This is a genomic window from Pantoea sp. SYBGC1 (genome assembly GCF_057197005.1).
On record NZ_JBXUNM010000005.1, the window covers coordinates 193,763 to 215,934 of the forward strand.

The 22,172-nt window shown below is 50.6% G+C and carries 18 protein-coding genes; 10 read left to right on the plus strand and 8 right to left on the minus strand.

The annotated features are described in order from the left end of the window. Positions 1-145: 145 nt before the first annotated feature. Complete coding sequence (locus AC2CF9_RS11440) at positions 146-760, plus strand: response regulator transcription factor (RefSeq protein WP_484557047.1); 615 nt, start codon at positions 146-148, stop codon at positions 758-760. A 113-nt stretch (positions 761-873) separates the two neighbouring features. Here AC2CF9_RS11440 and ssb read toward each other — a convergent pair whose 3' ends face one another. Next, positions 874-1,338, minus strand: coding sequence for a single-stranded DNA-binding protein (ssb, locus tag AC2CF9_RS11445; protein ID WP_484557048.1), 465 nt, complete (start codon positions 1,336-1,338; stop codon positions 874-876). Positions 1,339-1,944: 606 nt separating this feature from the next. Here ssb and AC2CF9_RS11450 point away from each other — a divergent pair. Continuing rightward, on the plus strand, positions 1,945-2,811 hold the full coding sequence (locus AC2CF9_RS11450; protein ID WP_484557049.1) for a RepB family plasmid replication initiator protein: 867 nt from the start codon (positions 1,945-1,947) through the stop codon (positions 2,809-2,811). A gap of 2,938 nt (positions 2,812-5,749) precedes the next feature. Here the strand turns inward: AC2CF9_RS11450 and AC2CF9_RS11455 are convergent. Next, positions 5,750-6,721, minus strand: a complete 972-nt coding sequence (locus AC2CF9_RS11455; RefSeq protein ID WP_484557095.1) for a ParB/RepB/Spo0J family partition protein — start codon at positions 6,719-6,721, stop codon at positions 5,750-5,752. Between the two features lie 5 nt (positions 6,722-6,726). Beyond that, positions 6,727-7,938, minus strand: a complete 1,212-nt coding sequence (locus AC2CF9_RS11460; protein WP_484557050.1) for an AAA family ATPase — start codon at positions 7,936-7,938, stop codon at positions 6,727-6,729. Between the two features lie 4,280 nt (positions 7,939-12,218). Between AC2CF9_RS11460 and ycgZ the strand changes: the two genes are divergently transcribed. The 3 genes from ycgZ to AC2CF9_RS11475 all read left to right on the plus strand — a co-directional run bounded on the left by ycgZ (position 12,219) and on the right by AC2CF9_RS11475 (position 13,236). Then, positions 12,219-12,461, plus strand: a complete 243-nt coding sequence (gene ycgZ / locus AC2CF9_RS11465; protein ID WP_484557051.1) for a regulatory protein YcgZ — start codon at positions 12,219-12,221, stop codon at positions 12,459-12,461. Between the two features lie 24 nt (positions 12,462-12,485). Further along, a complete protein-coding gene (locus AC2CF9_RS11470) occupies positions 12,486-12,830 on the plus strand; it encodes a hypothetical protein (protein WP_484557052.1) in 345 nt (114 codons plus the stop codon). A gap of 133 nt (positions 12,831-12,963) precedes the next feature. Beyond that, the gene (locus AC2CF9_RS11475) at positions 12,964-13,236 is read left to right on the plus strand and encodes a biofilm/acid-resistance regulator YmgB/AriR (RefSeq protein WP_071669370.1); all 273 of its coding nucleotides are present in this window, start codon (positions 12,964-12,966) and stop codon (positions 13,234-13,236) included. Between the two features lie 256 nt (positions 13,237-13,492). Here the strand turns inward: AC2CF9_RS11475 and AC2CF9_RS11480 are convergent, their stop codons facing one another. The 3 genes from AC2CF9_RS11480 to AC2CF9_RS11490 all read right to left on the minus strand — a co-directional run bounded on the left by AC2CF9_RS11480 (position 13,493) and on the right by AC2CF9_RS11490 (position 14,857). Then, positions 13,493-13,759: a hypothetical protein gene (locus AC2CF9_RS11480; protein WP_071669371.1), complete on the minus strand. Its 267-nt coding sequence runs from the start codon at positions 13,757-13,759 to the stop codon at positions 13,493-13,495. 137 nt (positions 13,760-13,896) lie between these two features. After that, positions 13,897-14,148, minus strand: coding sequence for a hypothetical protein (locus AC2CF9_RS11485; RefSeq protein WP_254794554.1), 252 nt, complete (start codon positions 14,146-14,148; stop codon positions 13,897-13,899). A 472-nt stretch (positions 14,149-14,620) separates the two neighbouring features. Next, on the minus strand, positions 14,621-14,857 hold the full coding sequence (locus AC2CF9_RS11490) for a DUF2171 domain-containing protein (RefSeq protein WP_071669373.1): 237 nt from the start codon (positions 14,855-14,857) through the stop codon (positions 14,621-14,623). Positions 14,858-15,072: 215 nt separating this feature from the next. Here AC2CF9_RS11490 and AC2CF9_RS11495 point away from each other — a divergent pair, with 215 nt between their 5' ends. The 3 genes from AC2CF9_RS11495 (at position 15,073) to traT (ending at position 18,547) form a co-directional block, all read left to right on the plus strand. After that, positions 15,073-15,873, plus strand: coding sequence for an SDR family oxidoreductase (locus AC2CF9_RS11495; RefSeq protein WP_484557053.1), 801 nt, complete (start codon positions 15,073-15,075; stop codon positions 15,871-15,873). Between the two features lie 109 nt (positions 15,874-15,982). Then, positions 15,983-17,518, plus strand: coding sequence for a methyl-accepting chemotaxis protein (locus tag AC2CF9_RS11500; protein WP_484557054.1), 1,536 nt, complete (start codon positions 15,983-15,985; stop codon positions 17,516-17,518). 297 nt (positions 17,519-17,815) lie between these two features. Further along, entirely contained in the window at positions 17,816-18,547 is a 732-nt protein-coding gene (gene traT / locus AC2CF9_RS11505) for a complement resistance protein TraT (protein ID WP_484557055.1), read from the plus strand. Positions 18,548-18,609: 62 nt separating this feature from the next. On the opposite strand, the gene AC2CF9_RS11510 is transcribed toward traT, so the two are convergent. Both AC2CF9_RS11510 and amyA read right to left on the minus strand, forming a co-directional pair. Next, positions 18,610-19,290, minus strand: coding sequence for a haloacid dehalogenase type II (locus AC2CF9_RS11510; RefSeq protein WP_484557056.1), 681 nt, complete (start codon positions 19,288-19,290; stop codon positions 18,610-18,612). A gap of 80 nt (positions 19,291-19,370) precedes the next feature. Continuing rightward, the gene (gene amyA, locus AC2CF9_RS11515) at positions 19,371-20,849 is read right to left on the minus strand and encodes an alpha-amylase (RefSeq protein ID WP_484557057.1); all 1,479 of its coding nucleotides are present in this window, start codon (positions 20,847-20,849) and stop codon (positions 19,371-19,373) included. Positions 20,850-21,055: 206 nt separating this feature from the next. Here amyA and AC2CF9_RS11520 point away from each other — a divergent pair, with 206 nt between their 5' ends. Both AC2CF9_RS11520 and AC2CF9_RS11525 read left to right on the plus strand, forming a co-directional pair. After that, positions 21,056-21,625 carry a DsrE family protein gene (locus AC2CF9_RS11520; RefSeq protein ID WP_484557058.1) on the plus strand — a complete coding sequence of 190 codons (570 nt, stop codon included), beginning with the start codon at positions 21,056-21,058 and terminating at the stop codon, positions 21,623-21,625. Positions 21,626-21,696: 71 nt separating this feature from the next. Beyond that, a complete protein-coding gene (locus AC2CF9_RS11525; protein ID WP_484557059.1) occupies positions 21,697-22,074 on the plus strand; it encodes a RidA family protein in 378 nt (125 codons plus the stop codon). Positions 22,075-22,172: the final 98 nt, after the last annotated feature.

The window sequence follows — 22,172 nt, forward strand, 5'->3', positions numbered from 1 at the left end:
ATGGCTGTCCTGTTTTATCAGTAATGATTTTTACAGGATTGTCTGGCATTGCAATACAGAGCTTTCATACAAATTGCTGAAATATTATCCGATTTAATCCCTTCTGATTGTAAGGTTAACTACCTCCATGCAGACAGGAGGAATCATGTTTACGTTAACGGTTATAGACAGCGACAAGTGGATTGCCGCCGGCATCGCAAACTATTTCAATGCACGTCACATTCAGACCACGCTGCTTTCAGAAGGCCAGCCTCAGGATATTTTAACCATTGCTGCACGTTCAGATGTGGTTATCAGCGAAGTCTGTGCATGTGGACTGGATATGCAAGCCCTGACAGAGGTACTGATTGAACTTAGGCGCATATCGCCTCTGACACGTCTCGTTATTCTCACAGACAGTGAGGAAGCGGCGTTGCTGGGCTATCTGCAATGCGTTTTACCCGGCGTGCCTATCCTTTCAAAACGCAGTGATATGACGACATTAACGACGCATGTGTTTGGTGCTGAATGCCTTAGTCCCATACACACTCGCATTGACAAGGAGCCTCGCGTAAGCGGCGCGCTTACGCGTCGGGAATTTGAATTACTCAGATTGCTGGCCACTCATCGCAGCCTGACTGATATCAGCACAGTGTTGAAACTGAGTATTAAAACCATCAGTCATCATCGAAAAAGCATTATGCGTAAACTTAACTGCCGCACGTGGATAGAACTGCCTCGGCAGCTGGAACGTTTAGGCTATCGCAAAACACGGGCCTGACCGCCCTGACCTGTTGGCAGTGGTATTGACTGCAGGGCTGCAGTCAGCCTTTTCTGCTCGGGGAGGTGTGATTCCCGTACTCCCCGTTTTTTTTTGCAAAAACGCACAGAATTTTAAAATGGAATGTCATCATCAAATGAAGATGGCTGAACGTTTTCAGTAAAAGGCGTTTCTACCCTTTCTGAAGAGTGTGAAGTGTGTGGGGGCTGATCGATATCGCCACTGGTGTCCCGCTTGTTAAGCATGTGCAAAGTGCCGGTGCTGTTTACAACGATCTCAGTTGTGTATTTATCCTGACCATTTTGATCCTGCCATTTTCTTGTACGTAACTGGCCTTCGATGTAAATAAAAGATCCCTTGCGTAAATACTGACCCGCAATTTCTCCGACTTTGCCGAACAGTACAATGCGGTGCCACTCAGTGGTTTCTTTGTGTTCACCTGTGGTTTTATCACGCCATGTGTCAGACGTTGCCAGGGTCAGGTTTGTGACGGCGTTACCGGCAGGCGTGTAACGTACCTCTGGATCATGCCCGAGATGTCCAATCAGTATGACTTTGTTAATGCCTCTGGAAGCCATTCGATATCCTCCGCGGTTTGATTACTGCGATCTGTATGTAAACGAAAAATATTAAAGATTTATGAATACAGGCAATGCTTTTTTCAGCGACAGAGGGACTATGTTGAAGCACTACGAGATCAAACAATCCATGCGTTTGTCTTTTAAGTGGTTCAGGTCAGTAATGTGAAACCGAAATGTTTTGTTAGGCCTACAGGATGACACCTCTCTGCCATGGATACAGGAGAATTGCTACAGATAACGCCTGCGGGCGTTGCAAATTTTTTGTAGCGCCCGCAGGCGTTGAGCAAGCCGCAGGCGCGGTAGAGCACGATAAAGAGCGTAAAGCGTTAAGTTATTCACAAATCCACAGGACAGATCCAATAGATCTTCCATACAGATCCTTATAGTTCCTAAAAGATCCCGGTAGGCTCAAAGCCGCGTCATCTCTGGGCTGAGCCCCGATCGTGATGTGCGCTGGCGGGAAGTTGATGTGTGCTGGCAGGAAAAAGATGTGTGCTGGCAGGCTGGCAATGTGTGCTGGTGGGAGCTATTGTGTGTGCTGGTGGGATTGGTTTATTTTTAATCCACAACAGGCACTGCTGAAGGATAAACTGAGATAACCTTATGAAGGATAAAACATTTATAGCCGATGCGCTCTATAGCGACATGGTCAGTAAAGGAAAACAACTCACTGTTAATTCCAACAACACAGTTCAGCCAGTTGCTTTGATGCGCTTAGGGGTTTTCGTTCCCAAACCGACCAAATCTCAGGGTGAGAACAACGTTGTGGATGCCTCTGAGTTGTTTTCACAGCTGGAGATCGCCAAAGCCGAAGGTTATGACAATATCAACATCTCCGGACCCAGGCTGGATATGGATTGTGACTTCAAAGTCTGGATAGGCGTTATCTATGCATTCAGTAAATATGGCCTTAATTCCAATAAGATAGAGCTCAAATTCACTGAATTTGCCAAAGGTTGCGGATTCACTTCTAAACGCATTGACGCGCGCCTGCGGGGCTCAATCCATGAGTCACTGGGGAAATTACGTAATAAATCCGTGTCATTCAAACGGGGTGCAGACGTACGCGGTAGTTATCAAACAGGGCTGCTCAAAACCGGCTATTTTGACGCGGATAAAGATATCGTCAGGCTGGAAGCTGATGAAAAGCTGTGGGAATTATTCCAGCTGGATTATCGGGTTCTGCTGCAACATCATGCCATCAGGGCACTGCCTAAAAAGGAAGCTGCGCAGGCCATTTACACGTTTATCGAAAGCCTGCCTGCCAACCCTGTTCCTGTTGCGTTTGCGCGCCTTCGTGAGCGGCTTTCCCTTACCAGTTCGGTGAGTGAACAGAACCGGACGATCAAAAAAGCGCTGGATCAGTTGCAGAAAATTGGCTACCTGGAGTTTTCTCTGATAAGGAAAGAACGGGAAAATCACCTTATTATTCATAAACGTAATCCAAAACTTAAGCCTTTGGATTTATAAAAATGTGTGCTGGGAGGATACGATCGTGCTGTATGTGCGCTGGCGGGTGCGTTGCTTCCGGAGGGCCTGCAATATTCAATTTGCCTGTCGCGCCTGCTGAATTATTAAACGTAGTCTACCCGCCAGCGCACATTCAGGGAGCCGCTGCAGGTTCCCTCTTCCTCTCTTTATAATCCTGCTGCTCATTAAACCTGCCAGCGCACACCCACATACGCTTATCGCGCACCAATCCCGCCAGCACACATTTATTAGATCGTTTTATCCCGTCAGCACACATCGATGAGATCTGCTTTTCCCGCCAGCACACATCGATCCAAATTTTTGCTTTCCCTCCAGCACACATCAGTACAACTCAAATCTTGCTGCTGGTTAACTCGGGTAAAGATAATTCCATGTTTTCATGACGCTTTTATGAAAGCGGTGCGTAAAACGGGATTTTGAAGCCTGATATCTGTATACATCATGCAGGGGGCTCAGATAGCTATAGAGCGCAACAGGATCACAAATAGTGTTCTGATCATGCGAGGATCATTGAAGTCTGGCAGGGCTGGTCTTTTGGTTTTGGCGATCCTGTAGCACCAGATGTTTGCCTGCCTGTCTACTGCTGTTGAAAATGGCCATCCGAGAGGTAAAGGCTGTACTGCATGTCGCTGTGGTATTCCTCAAGCGTGATGTAAAGCGCATGCGTGTTGAAAATCCTTACAGTTAAATGAGCTGGAAGCTCTGATAGGTTTTTAATCGCTCTGTAAGCTGATTTAACGCGCTTTAGGACCTTTTAAGCTGTAGGTATCCATTTCGATGAAAAGTCTCTCAAAGTACTCTGTACGCGGCCTAAAGTGCGACCACAGTATGCAGACTCTTTTTCTGCACATAGAGGCAACAGAAAAACAATTTATATTTGTGACCCGCTTCTATGCTTGTGCTTACTTTTCAATGCATCACACTCAAAAAACAAACAGCTGTGTCATGGTTTTATCCAGGCACCCATAAATATTGACTGGCTGCCATCCGGGCTTTGTATGCAGAGCGGCCCCCCCCTTTGACTCACCACTGAATCTTCCCGTCAGCGCACATCCCTAAACAGGTGCGGTTGACCTTTATAACAGCAGAGACAAACGCAGGACTTCATTGTGGACGTAATTGCTGAATGCCACACACAACAGGCTGGTGAAGCGCAGGCTATTGCTCTGATGATTTGCGACAACACAGACAAATATGATCAGGCATGTTTTCATCAGCTGCCTGGGGGGACTGGAAAAGCAACCTGAACTGCGGGTACTTTAACAATAAAGCATTCTTTAACAGGCATCGGGCATCCTGACGAATTGACCATCACTGGCGTTCTGGTTGAGGATATTTACGGGTGATGTTGCTCATCAAAAATACGATAGTACATATTTTCATCAGTTATTCCGAAGCCAGTGACGCATTCAGACCTTAAGCCTGTTGCTGGCTCGTGCTCAACTTATGGTCAAGATGACAAACAGTCTCTTCTGCCCTTTCCTGCATTCATGTCTGATTACGCTTCAATGTATCTGTCCTTCAGCTGTTCCGGTTTATCTGCCATGTTATACCCACCTCCCCGCAGCAAAGATGAACTGCAAGCACGTGCTGGTGAAGATACAGGAAATAACTTCTCTCCTGAATGAATGATGCACCAGAGCACTTCAGCAAAGAGACGCGTTGCTTTTTTAAAAACCAGCAAAGCAACAAAAAACACGCTGAACGTCAGTACGCTGACATTGAAAGGACCAATATTAAGCTGCTAACAGCCTTTCTTTGCAAACCTGTTGTCAAAAGGCAGCTTGTTTTAATCCTTACGCGTTCACCAACTGGTCATGCGCATGCTTTGCCAGCGTGTATTGTTACAGCAGAACCGCAGTTTCCCGGGCAGCACAGGTGCATTTACAGTCCCGTAAATTATCCGTTATTTCTGTCCCATTATAAGCGTTGACTAATACCCGATACACCCAGTTGTCTTTTGAGAGTTCTGTACAGGAAGGGCATACAGATGGCCGATCCTGAAGCCGCTTAAACCTGTTTTGAGGCAGTGTAACTGCCTTGTGTTGCTGACCTGAATAGGTGCTATTTTGCACATGAGTGATGAACAGCACAGATGTGTCTTGAAGACACAATCCGCTGAGCGTTGCGATTGCGCTCAGCGCCCCGCGCAAGCCCTGGTTTCGCCTACTTAGGGTTTTTGCAAATCAGGCGCAGGGAAGCGTTCAACGTAAGTTCGCATAATGAGAACAGCTTATTGGGTCCGGGTTAATGCATGAAACGTCAACCTATGCACGTCAGGCACTGGCACGGGAGCGCGGTTATGTTGAGTAGACGGTGACTCTGTCTTCATGGCTGATATCCAGTGTGGCATTTGCCGCCTCAGTAAACGCGCCTGGCTTATCATGCACTGCCGGGCACACCTGTTTCAGGCGATAAGCCTTATAGCGGTCTCGATGTTCTTGCTTAAGCGTTAGCGCTGTGAGCATGACGACCGGGAATTTCAGGTTGAAATAAATGATATTTTAATTGCATAAACAATAAGTTAAAAATAAAAACGCATGGGAACCTTCTCAAGGTTTTCTCCTTTAAAATGGCATAGCTGCGTTCAGGATTTGCAACCGTACATGCCTTTGTCAAACCCTCAGAACTGGGTATCCGGAAATAGCTGTGCGGGTCTGAAGGTAATGCGGTGTGGGCTGTGGTGTATTTGGCAGATGCACCTGCAGTTGGGGGGCAGTACGGTTGGCTGTACCTCGCTTCGTTCTGACGGGGTCGCGCGGCCTGCAGTAACAATAGATGAGAATGATGTGGGAATTTCAGGTTGAAATAATGTGGGTTGTCAGTGTTATTTCAGCAGGTTAGACATGAAAAAGTCCGGGGAAATTCATTCTGTCACCTCAGATGAAATGACAGAATGAATTGCGTGAGAGGTAATTCAGTGGGATGCCTCAGCGGCCATTTTGTCCATCACAGCCTGAACAGCTGCATCAAGTTCTGCCTGCCATGCCGCAGGAAGGCGGGAAAATTCATAGGTCACAAGGCGTTTTTCTGCATCTGTTTTTTTGCGCGCAAATTGCTTTTTATCAGCAAAACCTGCGAGTTTCTCAACAGTGATTTTTTTAGCAGATTTCGCTGCGACGGCAGCCTTACTTTCATGGCGAACGGCAGTGAGTATGCGGGTTTTAAGCGCACTTTCATCGATGCTTTCAGACCCATCTGTGGGTATCTTTTCACGCACCTGAGCGGCCAGCGCCTCAGGTGTCATGCCCTTAAGATGGGCTTTTTCTGCACTCTCCAGTAATGTCTGATAATCGCTGATAGACAAATCAGCCATCGCCGGGAAAAGCGCAATCAGGGCATCCGGCACCTCGGCTGCCTGAAAAGCCCGGGTGACTTTTGCCGGCGACAGACCTTCAGCGGCGGCGATATCAGCACGCGTCATGTCTGCAGGGTACATGGTCTTTAAACGCATTCCGAGCTCACGCAGTGTGTGCTCGCGGGCAGTCTGAATATCGATAGCCAGTTGGCGGGCATCAGCCAGTGTCAGCGCATCTCGCGTGATAAGCACCTCAAATGGCATCCCGCTGTAAAGGCACGCGGCGCGTCGCCGTGATCCGTCCAGAACTTCAATGCGTCCATCTACTTCCCGGCCAATCGCAGGAAAGAACTGCTGTAATTTGATGGTTCGTGAAATATCGCTCACAGACTCAGGCGTAAGGAATGCCTGATCCCGGCCGTTAATCGCCGGATCAACATAGGTGTGTGCTTCAATATCATCGTGCAGAATTTTAGTAAGAGTGAAACGCGCTTCTGCGCCCGATTTCAGGACAAAAATGCGGGCGTTTTCTGTTTCGCTCAGCATGCGGGAAAAGCTGGAATTGCCGAGCGTACGGCCCATTTTTTTCATTTCTTTCACGGCTTGCTGCTCCTGATAAATTCGATTCGCTTAAACACAGCCTGTGTAAAACGCTCGGCTTCGCGCTTAGCATTTTTCAGTGCTTCCGTACTGCCAGGATAGGATTGCGGATCGGCACTGACAATGGTGTCAAAGGTTTCGCCACACCGCTCAAAACCATCAAGGCGTGGGAGTGCCGCATCCAGAATGTAAGAGGTAAAGACATCACGTGCCAGACCGTGCGTCATCTCGTGATCCCGCTTGGAGGTCATTTTGGACATAAAGCCAATGTTTCCTTTAATACGCGGATTGATGCCCTCCTCCTCCAGCTGCTCAAGCATTTCAGGCAAACGCGTAAGATATTTCAGTGTGGAATGAAAATCGACCTGTGCCGGAGGGGTAGGCGTCAGCAGAAGATCGCTTGCCGCAATGGCATTCAGCATAAATGCATCCAGATGCGGTCCGGTGTCGACAAAGATAAAGTCGTAATCATCCCCAACCCGATCGATGATATTACGTCGCAGGACTTCTGAGGGCAGCACACCCGGGAGGTGTTCACGGACCAGATCGTTCCACTGGCTGGCCACAAAGCCGTCATCGATTGAGGCTGGAATGATATCCACACCCGGAATAATGGTTGGCTGAATGATGTGCTGGTGTAGCTGTTCTGCATCCAGATCGTTGAGCATTGCCTGCGCTGCCGTTTCCATAATGGACCCGATGCTGTTGGCATGATTGAGAAACATTGTGCTGGATGCCTGCGGATCGAGATCAATGACCAGGTTGCGCAGATCGTATTGCAGCAAATCAGGATGCACGCGCAGCCCGTGAGCCAGTGTCACCGTGCTGACAGTTTTAGAGACGCCACCTTTGAGATTCACAACGAAGATCACAAAGGGCCCTTCGCCTTTGTGAATATCGCGGTACTTAGGCACATCACGATGCGCATAAATGTCTACCACGTCCTGCACGGTCAGTGCATAGGGGCGAGTGTTACCGGCTTCTTTGCGGTTAAACACATGGCCACGGACTTCCATTTCATCAATGGCTTGCTCGACCGCGCGTCGACTGAGTTTTGGAAGGTTTGCTACGGAGTTGCGGGTAAACGTCTGGTAATACTGATCGAGTCCAAATTCGTGACGCTTATCAATGATGTCATCGCTCATGCTGCGCAACATGGCATTGGCTCTGCGCGCCGTTTCGTCCACACCACCATAATTACTTTTCATTACTCCGCTCCGTTGGCAAATTTTGTACCAGTGTACGTGCTGAAATGTTATGTGCAACATTTTTTGCAATTCAGAAAAATATTGTACATGGCAAGAAAAGTCTGAACACATTGTAAGTGCGCATTAAGCCGTCACTGCCAGCCCTTCACTGTGAAGCGCTTTGCTTTGCGCATAGTGAAAAATTTACCCTTAAAATTTCGCCTTTAACTAATTGAATATTATACATTTTATGTAATTATTTCAGGTTGAAATTCCCAGCCCAAAAGGTTTCGTTCATGCAGTAAACGCAGACACTGTCGGCGAAAAGTTATTGCAGCAGGTAACCACAGTAAGAAAACAGACCGCAACCAGAACTGACGCAGGCAGGATTTATGGTGTTGAAGTCTCTGATACTTTCCTGTTCTTTAGACGGGTTTCTTAGTGCGAACTATTACCCCTACCGAAAAGTTAACGCTTTGTACATGATGCACGCTCGCACAGCGCGCGACAGACAGACTTTATAAAAGTATTCGTAGAAGGCCCTGATGACCCTATGGCAGAAAGAGTGCCAGGTAAAGCGGTTTGGTTAACCCTGTATACAGCCGTACGCAATAATTAACCGTTTCCTGAACGTGCCTGGACTGTAGCTTGCAACGGGATACACCTTAGGATCGGTATTGCTGTCTTACGGTCAACAGGCCAAACCGCAGTCATATTGCTTTAAGCGTAATGTAACCAGGGTCAGCACATCTCCTTTTCAAAGCTCTGCCTGTGAGGTTGCCGTCTGGAGTTAATTAAAATATTTCGTGCTAATGTATGACATGGATGTACTGACACGCTGTATCAGCTTCTGTACCTGACATAAGCACAGCTTTATGGAAATTTCTTATAAGCCTCTGACCTTAACGAGCGGTACGCCAGTATCCGATGCTCGAGAGGCACGGCTTACCGTAGAACACCTGTCTGAGCACAACACAGGATTTGTATCTGAACACGGCGCCTTCCTGATAAACAACCTGAAATCAAACCAAAGCCGCATCAAGCAGTTTCAGGACTCACAGACTTCTCGATTGAATATGTTTAGCCCGTCGGTTTTACTGTTATTCGTGATGGTTGCATCCATTTCTTTGCCTGCCCCGTATCCGCACTGGCCCACAAATCAACATTGAGCCCCATGTCAGCCATGACCTGAGCCGGTTTACTAAGGCATATTGGTCATGACGCATCCGTGTATGGCGGTCAGTGCTTATCAACCGGTGCGAAGCGTTTGCACTGCATCCGGCATCAACATCACACTCATCAGTGACATCATAAATATCCACCTTCACTGGTATAGCCGGCAGAAAGGCTCAGATGTACATAATACAGCGCAGCCATATCCAGCATGTCCGCACACGATGCCAGCAAGCGGCGCGGGGATAATGGAGCACGCCAGTGCATGTCCTGGGCAGCTTCTTTTATCAGAGAGATTACGGATTCCCCTGCTGGTCCATGCAGCCGTCTGATTGTGACGCTTGCTTCCTGAGCCAGAGAGCAGGCCTGCCCGGTAAGCGTTTCGAAAGGTAGCCAGCCGATTTCGCCACGCTGTCTGCAGCAGAGAACTTTAACGTCAAAGCGCCTGGCAAAATCGGCTTGTTTTATAAATCTGCTGAGCGGCGCGTTACTGCGCTGCTTTTGTCCTGTTTACCGGGCATGTATGCGCCATCGCGCAATGCTATTACAGACAGTGCGCCTCTGCGCAGGTGGGTCGGTGTGGGTATATTGGGTGGCAAAGATGCTGGCGTATTTAGTGGCCTGCAGGTTGTGCCGGTTCAGAGATTAGGCAGCAACTGAATGAGCAGAACATCAAGCATGCTGATGTCTCTTTTTAAACACATAAGGGGGAAAGCACATTACAGGCATGCCTGAGGATGTGTGCTGACTGATAACACACTGTGTCTGAGCATGACTACCTTATGGCCATGACGGTAAAAGCTCCTGACGCGTCAGCATTCACCCGCAAAATGTCCCGATGTAACTAACATAACGGCGATGCAGTCTGACGTTTTAAGGACACAATCGTCTTTATATTCTGAAGAGCGTTTTCATTTGTCTGGTCTTTATCATACCGGGGTGTCTGACTGAGTCTGATCGATTTGGCGTGTTACCCGGCAGCACACATGTCTCGATGTAAACACAATGCAGGACGTCTGCCAGACCAAGGTTATGCAAAGCTGGATGTGATCATGGTTATCACAGAAAACCGATGTCTGAGGGGAGCACGTTGATATGGCCTGAAAGGCCGCTCTTATCAGGGTAAGTTCAGCGCTCAGTACACATTATCGGTTGTAGCATCAGCATAAAAGGCAAAAAGTACCCATGCATATTCATGCCTAACACTATGTTTTTATTGTCATTTTAGTGATTATTTCATATTGAAATTCCCGAGCCTGCAAAGCGTGCTGACTGAAAACAGTTATGGCCACGCTATATGCGGCCCGGACAGGATGTCTTCCTGTAATGTTATCTGACCCCATTCAGGTTGAGGTATTTTAGCTCGTGAAAATAATTGAAGTGTTGCCGGTCAGCCGCATCCCAGGGCGTTAACACATCCGCATATCATGGCACTAATATAAATAGTCAGCGATATCTGGTACCCCTGCCGACATCATACCGAAGCCGTTAAAAGGATGTTTCCTCACAATGCAGGTACAGCGAAGGCGTGTCAGATGTTCATCGGTTGTGCGCACATTTGAGTACAGGGCAGGGACACGTTATTTTCTCACTCCTCCATGTGTTTTTAATGAAACGTTGCTTAAAAAACGTTATCCAAAACGCTCTGCCTGCTTCCGGGCATCCGATTGTATTGCTGTCAGTACAGAGACGAACGCACAAAGCTTAATACAAGCATACACATGTTCCTGAACCTGCCATATCAGCGTTCAACTTTTGACTGACTGCGATCGGCCCGTAACCTCTTTAGCCAGCCCAGGTGTTATAGCGCATCAATAACTAAAGCATGCTGCCCGATAGGGCAATGTTGCCCATGCGTATGTCAGACGTTGGTTTCGGCGTGCTCTCAATAAAGAGTCTGTAATTGTGTTGTCTATGTCAGAACGCAGTGCTCAGTCGCAATAAACGCGTATTCAACCCTGCCAATCCGACGCTGCGACAGGTTGTGTCATGGCATTTGCGGTCATTGTGGCTACAAGTATCTTCTGCCTGTGCAGCTGGTACAGCTCGTGCTTAAACCGGGTCTGGAAGGATCGCAGCCTGGTAAACTGAACATATATCACAAGCTTTTTCTACGCACGACCACTGCATGCTGACCAAGTCTAAAGTTCTGTTTGTCAGGCAGTAATGCCCGAAAATGCGCGCGAATTACATCTCATAACGGGCAGGCTAAACGACATCGCGTGATAGCGATGATGCGTGCGGACAGAGACGCCTGATGACGTGTGGCAGAGAATTGAGTAATGCAGTCTGTGTTCTCTTACTGTGCAGCTTGCCTGTTGAGAAGATAAACGAGCCTGTATAGCCTGTCAGAGCTGCTGTAAGTAGGGCAGCACACTGGGCGCTGAGCTTACTGCCAGAAATTACGGCTTTGAGACTTAACTTCGAAGAACTGAAGCCAGGAAAGGATTACTTGCTGAACAGCATGCCAAGCAATTCACGAAGATGAGCGGCCTCGATTGGATCCTCTACACAGTCGAGTTTCCCAATGAGTTTCAGACACACTGAGGTGCGTGTCAGCCGACGATCCTGACGCAAAATGTCGACTGTGATTCTGCCCAGCAATTCAATCTGAGAAGGATGGGTGACCTTGCTGAAGTAGCTTGTCAATCCGATGGCAGATTCATTAGGGGGTGAGCCCTGGTACATGTTATCACCTGAAGGTGTGAGTGAGGTCGTGCGCAAAGTAAACGATGTCAGAAGGTCTGTACAGTGCTCTTTTCGTCATGTTGTGTAAGTTACCAATGGTACGAATAAAACTGAAGATATTTCATGAAGATAAATGATTTTTTATTTTCGCATAAGAGTGAATTTTTCATCTGAAGCTTTTATCTCAGGCCAGATTGCATATCTTTTATCTGATGCAACGTTGTAAACATACTTTGTACAAGTTAGTCTGGCTGATGATAAAAAAGACGATCATGGTTTGGTTGTAAGTGATTGAAAAAACGTATTAAGCACATTTTGCAAAAAAAACAATGTGTACATGCAAATAATCTCTGTACAAGTTTGCGTGAGTTGTATAACTTTACGCTCATGCAGTAGTGCTTACATTATACACAATCAGAACAGACAATCAGAGGTTCACCATGCGTCAGAACATCGCGAACTATCCATCATCTGCACAGGATATTGCTCAGTACTTTAACAATATCTCAGCGCTCAGCCAGCAGGAAACGCTGGGCCAGGTTGTGGTGGAGATTCTACGTTCAGGTAAAAACCTAAACCGCAAAGCGATTTGCAGCAAATTATTGCGCCGCCTTGAAACTGCCACCAGCGAGCAGGAAGAGCGCCATTATCAGGTACTTATTGGACTGCTGTTTGACCGCTAAGTTCACTCATTGATGTGCCTGTGCTTGTCAAATGCGTTTCAGGATGGTCTGGATTGGCCATCAGATATTTTTGCCGGAGCAGGCGCACACCGTGAAGAAGCGATTATGCAACGAGATAATTTAGAACGGCTCACAGACATTGTTATTGGCGAGGCGGTTACAGTATTGCTGAATAATGCCGATCGCATTAATGCAAACGCGCTGGTGACCAGTCTCAAGCGTATGGCTGTTACAGAATCCAACCCGGAACGTCTGGCCGCCATAAAAAGCGCCCTGAAGGAAGTTCAGCAGGAATTTCCGCGGACGCGCGATGATGCCTCAGCACTGGGCTCGGATGTCGGCATAGTGGCCATGAAAAAGAGTCATTAAGCAAGGAGTAGTTTCCGCCTACGCGGAAAGTGGCACGAAGCCCGCAGGATGCGGTCATCGCAGGATGGCCGTTTTTATTTCAGGTGTTTAGCCTGGCAACTCAGCCGCCTGATGCGGATTAAACGGAATCAATATGCAACAGCAGAACACTCAGCAATCCTCAACCCTTGAAGCTGACATCATCCATCATTTTCGCCAGGCCGGCGATGCGCTCTCTGCTGAAACAGCAGTGCTGGATGCTGTCATTCGCGATATCGTGATTCATGGCAAACGTGTCACCAGCAAAACCATTATTCTGTATCTGATTGCTGAGCTGGAAAGCACAACAGATGTTGTTCATCTTGATGTGCTTCGTAATGCGCTGGAAATCGTGGTTGGCCGTACTCCTGATGATGAAGGTTTTTAACGCATAACCGCTCAGTTCTGCTGTGCACTCTGCACAGCAGAACGGGCCGCTGTGGTTTCAAACCCACCTTGAGAGGCCCATACAGAGCAGCTCACCGCCGCAACCAATGTTATCGCTATCCACACTTTCATCATGTCCTCCGTCTGGTTCCGTGTTTTCTGAGTAGACAAATAAGTCTGGCACGGATTTGCTGAACTGCAACAATAACAGCGGGATACAGGACGATTCTGAACGGTCAGACAGTAAACCGGGTAGGCTAATCCGCTTTGCTGCATGACGAAGAAATCAACGCAGCGTCCTCGGTCTTTTCGGCTAACGCCAGGCGTAAGCGCATTTCATTTCTGATGTGCTCAATGGCCTGCGTGCTGGCCTGCAGACGGTGCGGGTCAGCAGTGGTGTTAACTTTGATGTGCAGTTTATCCAGCAGCGCATGCCATGTCACAGTTTCGCGCGCTTCAAGCAGTTCCGTTACGGCTTCGCCAAGCACTGCTTCCATTAGTTTTTCGTCAAAAGAGCTCTTCATCACGCTATCCGGCCACAAATTTATAAAATTCCATCACAGCTGTCGTGTCTGTATGGGGAAATTGCAGGCTTACCGGCTCGATTATTAAGGAGACAGTCATCCTCATCACCCTGTCCGTATCAGGAGCGAACCGTCTGTCAGTCCTGCTCTGTTTTTTCCTCATTGAGCCGATAGAGGTAAATATCATTGCGCTCCCGGTATCTAGCCGGATAAATCATGGCGCCGTTGCCATCACTGATATAGTGCATGCCAATGGGTTCAATAATGGCAAACGGCTCCGCCAGCGCAGCGCGATAACGCAGGATTTCACGCGCCATTTCTACCGCTTCAGGTGAATTGTTATCAGGGTGGCCTGCTATATATTGCAGGCGTTCGTCGCTAAGCATCATGCTCTCCTCGTTCTTTCTGACGCTTTACGGCCTTACCTACGTCCGAATCTGTTGCCATCATAGCCAAGAGCAAGACGGAAACCAAAGCCTGTATGCTTTTGTTTGCTTCACCTTTTTCAGAGACGCAACGCGTGGATAAGGTTCTGAGGAAAGCAGGGGGGCTGGTGCCCGGATTTTAGGTGCAGAAATGCAGCCGTGACAGGGAATCAGAAACCTGCGCAGATCTCACGCGGCCTGATTCGGCAAGAATATGATAAGCGCCCTGATAACAGTTTATAGTGCAGACAGGATTGAAAGAAAATGAACAGCGTCAGGGGAACATGCCGCCGTCTGCATTATGCAGGAGTCACTGGCGAGTCAGAGGGATATGAGGTGGTTTTCAAAAAGCTGATAAAAAACAAGGCATCAGGCTTGTGAGTCGAGCAGGAACAGTCTGCCGGCCGCAGCATTACCACCGCGGCCGGCACATCACTTACGCGCTCTGCCACTCAGCTTCGACATCTGATTTGGATTTAGACAGAATGACTTTGTTGTCATCCACCTCTTTTACCCAGCTAAATGGAATGATGTGATGCTGACCACCTGCTTCCGGATCGCTTTTTGCCAGTTTGATCTTATCTTCGCCTTCAAAGTGATCAACGATACCGACGTGCTCACCGTTAACGTCAACAACCTGTGCGTGATCCAGGATTTCTGATTTGTTTACCATATTGCCTCCGTTCTGTTGATGTAAATGCAGCAGTTGTGCTGTCAGACTGCTTAAGTCTGGTTATAAATCTGCAGATTTCCAGTTATTTACAGAATGAAATATTTAGGGGCTTTCAGGTACAACTTGCTGGCGTTGTCTATGATTTGCTGTAGTCGCTGACTGGCTTGCATATCAAGGCGGTCTGAGTATTTCTCTTCATTACAGGAAACCACAGCATGCAGATATCACTCGAAGGGCAGGTGGCATTGGTCACGGGCGCAAGTTCAGGGCTGGGTCACGCCTGTGCGGAAGCCCTTGCCGCCGCAGGTGCGGCCGTTGTGATCAACTACAACAGCCAGCGGGAGCCGGCTGACGCGCTGGCCAGGGCTATTCAGGCGCGGGGCGGTCGCGCCATTGCCGTGGAAGGCGACGTGTCTGATGAAAAAGCCGTAGACGCGCTGTTTGCAGAAGCACTCAACGCCTTTGGGCGTCTGGATATTCTGGTGGCTAACTCAGGGTTGCAGCGCGATGCGCCGGTGGGTGAAATGACGCTTGAAGAGTGGAACAAAGTGATTCAGGTCAATCTCACCGGTCAGTTTCTGTGTGCGCGTGCCGCACTGCGTCAGTTTCGCAAACAGGCGGCCCGTCCTGAAATCAGCCGGGCGGCGGGAAAAATTATTCACATGAGTTCCGTGCATCAGCTGATCCCCTGGGCGGGTCATGTTAACTATGCTGCATCCAAAGGCGGGGTGGACTTGCTGATGCGCAGTCTGGCACAGGAAGTGGGTGAGGAGCGTATCCGGATCAATTCTGTGGCGCCCGGTGCCATCAGAACGCCGATCAATGAAGAGGCGACGGAAGGGGATGCAGAGAAAAAGCTTCTGGAGCTGATCCCCTATGGCCGGGTAGGGGACCCGGAAGATGTGGGTAATGCAGTGGTGTGGCTGGCAAGCGATCTCTCTGACTACGTGCACGGCACGACGTTATTTATTGATGGCGGAATGAGCCTCTATCCGGGGTTCCGCGATAACGGCTGAGCCTGTTCATCAGGTATAATCGTTATCCCAAAATGTGGCCACTTCTGATCTAAGGAGTGGCACTATCAGGCCGATATAACTAACTCTCCTTTACAACCGGAAGTTAGTTATGTCGCTGAAAAAGTCCTCCCTGATTGTGTTCCTCACTATGCTGATGCTGTTCCTCGCCAGCGTTATCCTCAGCAGCTGGCTGCTGGTGCGCAGTAATGCGTCGTTAAACGCCGTTAATAAAGAAATCCGCGTGGTGCTTTCGGTGATTGATCCTATCAACCACAGCCGTACATTACGCGTGCGGGTAATGGAGTATATGGAAGCCGTCGAGGACAACGATACGGCGGTGGCGTCGCTCGACAGTGTTAAAGCCGTGGCGGTTAAAGCCGATGCGGCGTTTCAGGCATACATGGACGCCCCCCGTCTGCCCGGAGAAGCAATGAATGCTGATGCCTATAAGCAGGCCTATCTGGCCTACAGAGATAACGGTATCACTCCCCTGATTGCCGCAGCGGAAGCGCGCGATCAGGCGCGCTTCAAAGCGCAGATCCCGGTGGTGGTGGGCCTCGACAGGCAGTATGAAAAAGTGCTGGATAAGGTGCTGGCTCAGCACGAAGCGTACGCGCGTCAGCTCAATGAAGATGCGCAGAGCCATTTCACCTCAGGCCTGCTGCTGCTTATTCTCTTTGGTGCGCTGTTTGTGGGTGTGATCATCGTGATTTCACTGCTGATGCACCGCTTTGTCTTAGCGCCGCTTAATGCGGCGACGCATCACTGTGACCTGATCGCCGCAGGCGAGCTTGATCGCGTTGTGCCGGCAACCGCCGCATCGCGCAGTGAAATCCAGAGCCTGATGCGATCGCTGGAGTCTATGCGCGGCGCGTTAACCACCATTATTCGTCAGGTGCGCGACTCAGCACACACGGTGTCAACGGCGTCCAGTGAAATTGCGGCCGGCAATATCGATTTGGCCTCGCGAACCGAACAGCAGGCAGCAGCGCTGACAGAAACGGCGGCCAGCATGGAAGAGCTGGGCGCCACGGTTAAGCAGAATACCGATAACGTGTTTGAAGCCTGTCGCCTGACCGGCGAGGCGGTGAAGAATGCCGAAACCGGTGAAACCGTGTCGCGTGACGTCGTTATCTCTATGGATCTCATCAACGCCAGCTCAAGGAAAATTGAAGAGATCATCTCGGTGATTAACGGCATTGCTTTCCAGACCAATATTCTTGCGCTCAATGCTGCCGTGGAAGCGGCCCGGGCAGGTGAGCAGGGCAGGGGATTTGCGGTCGTGGCAGGTGAAGTGCGCAATCTCGCACAGCGCAGTGCGCTCGCCGCCAAAGAGATTGAAACCCTGATTGCGGAGTCCGTGTCAATTATTCACACCGGTTCAGAGCAGGTCAGCCGCACCGGTGAGGCGATGAGTGCCATCATTTCATCAGTGAGCCGCATCAATCTGCTGATGGAGCATATCTCCACCGCCTCCGGAGAACAGAGTCGCGGCATTGAACAGATTGAAAAAGCGGTCACGGAAATGGATGCCGTGACGCAGCAGAACTCCGCACTGGTGCAGGAGTCCGCCGCGGCGTCCGCTTCGCTCGAAGAGCAGGTGCAGTACCTGACCCGTTCGGTCTCCACTTTCCGCCTTGCCTGACACCGTCCCGGCTGACCAGGCTATCTTCCGGGCAGCCACGGCGCTGCCCGGGAACGTACCAAAACGCGTAATTTTCCACTCTCAAACTGCCCGTGTTTTGATCGAAATCAATTTCTCCTGAAATCCCGATTTTTAAAATCATCTGGCCTTTTTAAACCCGGCATGCAGAAAAATGTAAATTTTTCTCATGCTTTGCCGATATGTCACTTGCCACCTTAGTGCATCATCGGGCGCTGTCTGATGATGCGGGTGTGCTGCGGGCAAGCGTGCGCCGCAGTTTTTCTCAGGGAGCAGTAAATGATCAAGCGTAAACCCCTTCTGGCGGCCGTTGTAGCCTCCTGCCTCGTGCTGTCCGGCTGTAGTGCCATGACCACCGCCATTAAAAAGCGCAACCTCGACGTCAAAACCCAGATGAGTCAGACCGTCTGGCTTGAGCCGTCCAGTGAGAAAACCGTGTATCTGCAGGTGCGTAATACCTCAGACAAAGACATGAGCGATCTTCAGACGCTGCTGGCGCGGGATCTGCAGGCTAAAGGGTACACTGTGACCTCATCTCCTGATGCGGCGTACTACTGGATTCAGGCAAACGTGCTGAAAGCGGAAAAAATGGATCTGCGTCAGGCTCAGGGTTTCCTGTCCACAGGTTATGAGGGCGCAGTGGCCGGTGCCGCACTGGGCGCGGGTATCACCGCCTATAACAGTAATTCCGGTGGCGCGATGTTAGGCGTGGGCCTGGCGGCCGGACTGGCAGGCATGGCAGCGGATGCGCTGGTGGAAGATGTGAACTACACCATGGTGACCGATCTGCAGATTTCTGAGCGCAGCAAAAAAGCCGTGACCACCGATCACATTGCTGCCCTGCGCCAGGGCACCTCAGGCATCAAGCTGCAGACCAGCAGTGAAGAGGGTAACCGCATGAAGTACCAGACGCGTGTGGTGTCAAACGCCAACAAGGTCAACCTCAAGTTTGAAGAGGCTAAACCTGTTCTGGAAGCCCAGCTGGCAAAATCTGTCGCAGGCATCATGTAAGTATGCTGCCGCTGGCCGCCTGAACGCCAGCGGCATTACCCTGACCGGCGCTTGCCGGTGCCTTAACTGTCCTGCATGACGATCCTCTCTGCAAGGGCCTGCAGAGTGGGGCCGATGATATCGGGCTGTTCGCCCAGATCCAGCGGCGCATTCCCGGGTCGGGTAAGCAGGGCACCTTTCCAGCCACACCCCATGGCACCAATAATATCCCAGGTATGGGTTGCAATGATTCTGAGCCGGGCGGGCTCCTGCTTAAGCTGATCGGCCACGCAGCGGTAGGCTGCCGCAGCCGGTTTAAAGCACCTGCTGGCCTCCACGGAAAACTGCTGCTCAAAATAACGGTCCAGTCCTGATTGTGCCAGCACGCGTTTTCCTGCTTCACTGGAGGAGTTGGTGAACGTCACCATCCGGAAACCTGCTTCGGAGAGCATGTCCAGCGCGGGCTGTGCATCAGCATGCGGCGGCAGGGTAGCCATAAGGCGTTTAAAGGTATCAATCTGTGCGGCAGTCAGCGTCAGGTGGTGTATTCTGGCGACCATGTTCAGCACGGCAACCGCCAGCTCGCCAAACGGCACATAGCGATGGCTCAGCGTAAGCGTCTGGGAGTAGAGGATCTGTTCGGCAAACCACTGGCGCATTACCTGCGCATGACCAAACGTCTCCTGAAAAAAAGGGGCCAGCGAGGTTAAATCCAGCAGGGTTTCGTTAACATCAAATACCAGTACGGTATTGCGCGGGGTCACATTGGCCTCCTGAAGCACGCATTCCGGTGCAGATACAAAACAGGGGCTGGCGTAATTCACGCGCAGCCCCCAGAGCGGGTTTATTCAATGACCCATACGCTGACGCTGCCGCCGTTACAGGTAAAGGTGGCTTCACCCTGCTCATTGGTGGTCAGGGTTTCTTCACGGTTGCCCAGGAAGTCACGCCAGGTTTTGTTGGCGTAATGTTCGCCCAGCGAAAGGGTTTTCTCTCCGTTATCGCCATTGGACATCACCACCACACAGCCCGGCTGCTCCTCTGTGCCGCTGCGGCTGAAGGCGATGCAGTTGGGATGATCAAAATAGAGGGTCTGTACGCCGTGCGCAAAGCGCTGGCGCGCGATCATGAGCTGATCGAGTTTATCAATGACCGGCATATCGACCTTGTGCATCTCGCCATCGCTGCCGGTATCTTCATACGACGCGCCGTACAGATCAGGGTAGAACACACACGGCACGCCGTTTTCACGCAACAGGATCAGGGCATACGCCAGCGGCTTGAACCAGGCTTCCACCGGCGCTTCTAGCGACTGCAGCGGTTGCGTGTCGTGGTTAGCCACAATGGTCACCGCATGGAACGGATCGGCTTCCACCAGCGTACCGGAAAAGATCTGACGCATGTCATAGCTGCTGCCCTGTTTCGAGGCCTCATGGAATTTCATGTGCAGGGGCGCGTCAAACAGCATGGTTTTGCCTTCGACCTGATGGATGTACTGCTGCAGCTTGTCGAGCTCAAAGGACCAGTATTCCGCCACGATAAACAGCGGCTGCTCTGAGACCTCCTGCACGTGCTCGATCCACTCTTTATAGAACCAGGCCGGGATGTGCTTCACGGCATCCAGACGAAACCCGTCGCACCCGGTGGTCTCCATGACCCAGCGCGCCCAGTATTTGATCTCTTCGGTGGCAGAGCGGTTGCGAAAATCGATGTTTGAGCCCATAAGATAATCAAAATTACCGAGCTCGTTATCCACCTGGTCGTTCCAGCCTTCACCGGTGTAGTCGTTGACAATCTTGAACACGCCGTCTTCATCGGGATTCTCGATATGATCCACACCGCTGAAGCATTTGTAATCCCAGACAAACTCCGAATATTTGCCGGCACGCACCGGAAAGGTGTAGCGCGTCCAGGCCTCGCACTCTACCACCTCTTCATGGATCTGCGAGCGATCCTGCTCATCCACCCGGTTAACGAGAATACGCTCTTTCTCATCCGCCCCCATTTTGTGGTTGACCACCACGTCCAGCAGCACAGCAATATGCTGCTGCTTGAGCGCATCAATGGCTGCGTGCAGCTGTGCTTTGTCGCCGTACTTGGTAGCAACCGTGCCTTTCTGGTCAAACTCGCCCAGGTCAAAAAGATCATAACTGTCATAGCCCACTGAACTGCCGCCGGCTGCACCTTTATACGCAGGGGGCAGCCAGATCATATTGATGCCGGATTCGCTCATGTGTGCTGCGCGCTCTGCCAGTTCAGGCCAGAGTTTGCCGCCTTCCGGGTAATACCAGTGAAATGCCTGTAGCAGGGTTGGATTTTTCATTGTCGGGCTCCGTTTATGGTCAACAGAATTATGGAGCGGGAATAAAAAAACGTGCGAATATCTAGCGGCCACCGCACGATTTGCTGCGCGGATCTAAACAAGGCCTGTGCGGTGCATTTGTCTTAAAAACAGCTCTGCCGGTTTGTGCCGCGGCTTTTAGCGGTATGCTGGCAGACCTGCTGCCTGCCTTTAAACCCGGAGCACTCATGCTACGACCGATTGTGTCTTCTCTTCTTTTACTTGTTGCGTCAGGGACAGCACTGCCTGCCAGCGCAGAGACATCCGCCAGCGAGCAGACGCCGCGCATTGCAGGCTACGGCGCTGTTTTCGCCACGCCGGATGCGGCTTTTCAGCCTGACAGCACCCGGCGTTATAAGCTGGTGTTTAAAGTCAGTGATGCTGCCAGTCACCCCTCAGAGCTTAATCCCGCGCTGAATGAAGTGGCCCGCGTCATCAATCTCTATGCCCGGGCGGGCGTGCCTGCCAGTCAGGTGGAGGCCGTGGTAGCGGTGAACGGCGGCGCGACACAGGCCCTGCTGGATGAGCCGCATTACCGGAAATTGTTCAACACCGCCAACCCGAACCTGGGTCTGATCAGGGCGCTGGATGCCGCCGGGGTAAAAGTCACGCTGTGCAGTCAGGCCCTGGCCTGGCATCACTACGATCCCAGCTGGGTGGCAAGCCCCGTCATTCGTACGCCGTCGGCGCTGACGACCCTGACCACGCTGCAAAATCAGGGCTATGCCTTGCTGGATACACAGGGAGCGGCGCGCTGAGCATCTAAAGCAGCGACAGCGCAACACGGCACGCGAAAAGGCAATCAGTGTTCTGATACGGAGATAACGACATGCGTGAAGTCATAAGAAAAACCTACCCCAGGCTCGGTGAGGTTAGCGCGCCTTACGTTCACGCCGTAAAGCATGGCGAAACGCTTTATGTCTCAGGGCTGACAGCGTTTGGCACCCCGGCACAGCATCAGGGTATCGCCATGCAGGCTGAAGAGATATTCCGGCAAATCCGGTACATTGCGCGCGCTGAAGGCACCGATCTTTCCGCGCTGATTAAAGTCACTATCTTCGTTACCTCTTTCAACGAAATTAGCGCATTGCGCACCGTGCTTTATCAGCACTACGGCGATCACCTACCCGCCAGTTCGCTGGTGGAGGTCAGTCGCCTGTTCTCACCGGATCTCCTCGTTGAGATCGAGGCCATTATCGGCCTGTAAACCCGCAGTTTGTGGGACGTCTGACTGACTGCAGCATAACAAAACCCTTGCCAGTTTTAACTTATAATATGTGCCAGCGCGGAATCAGCTTTTGAACG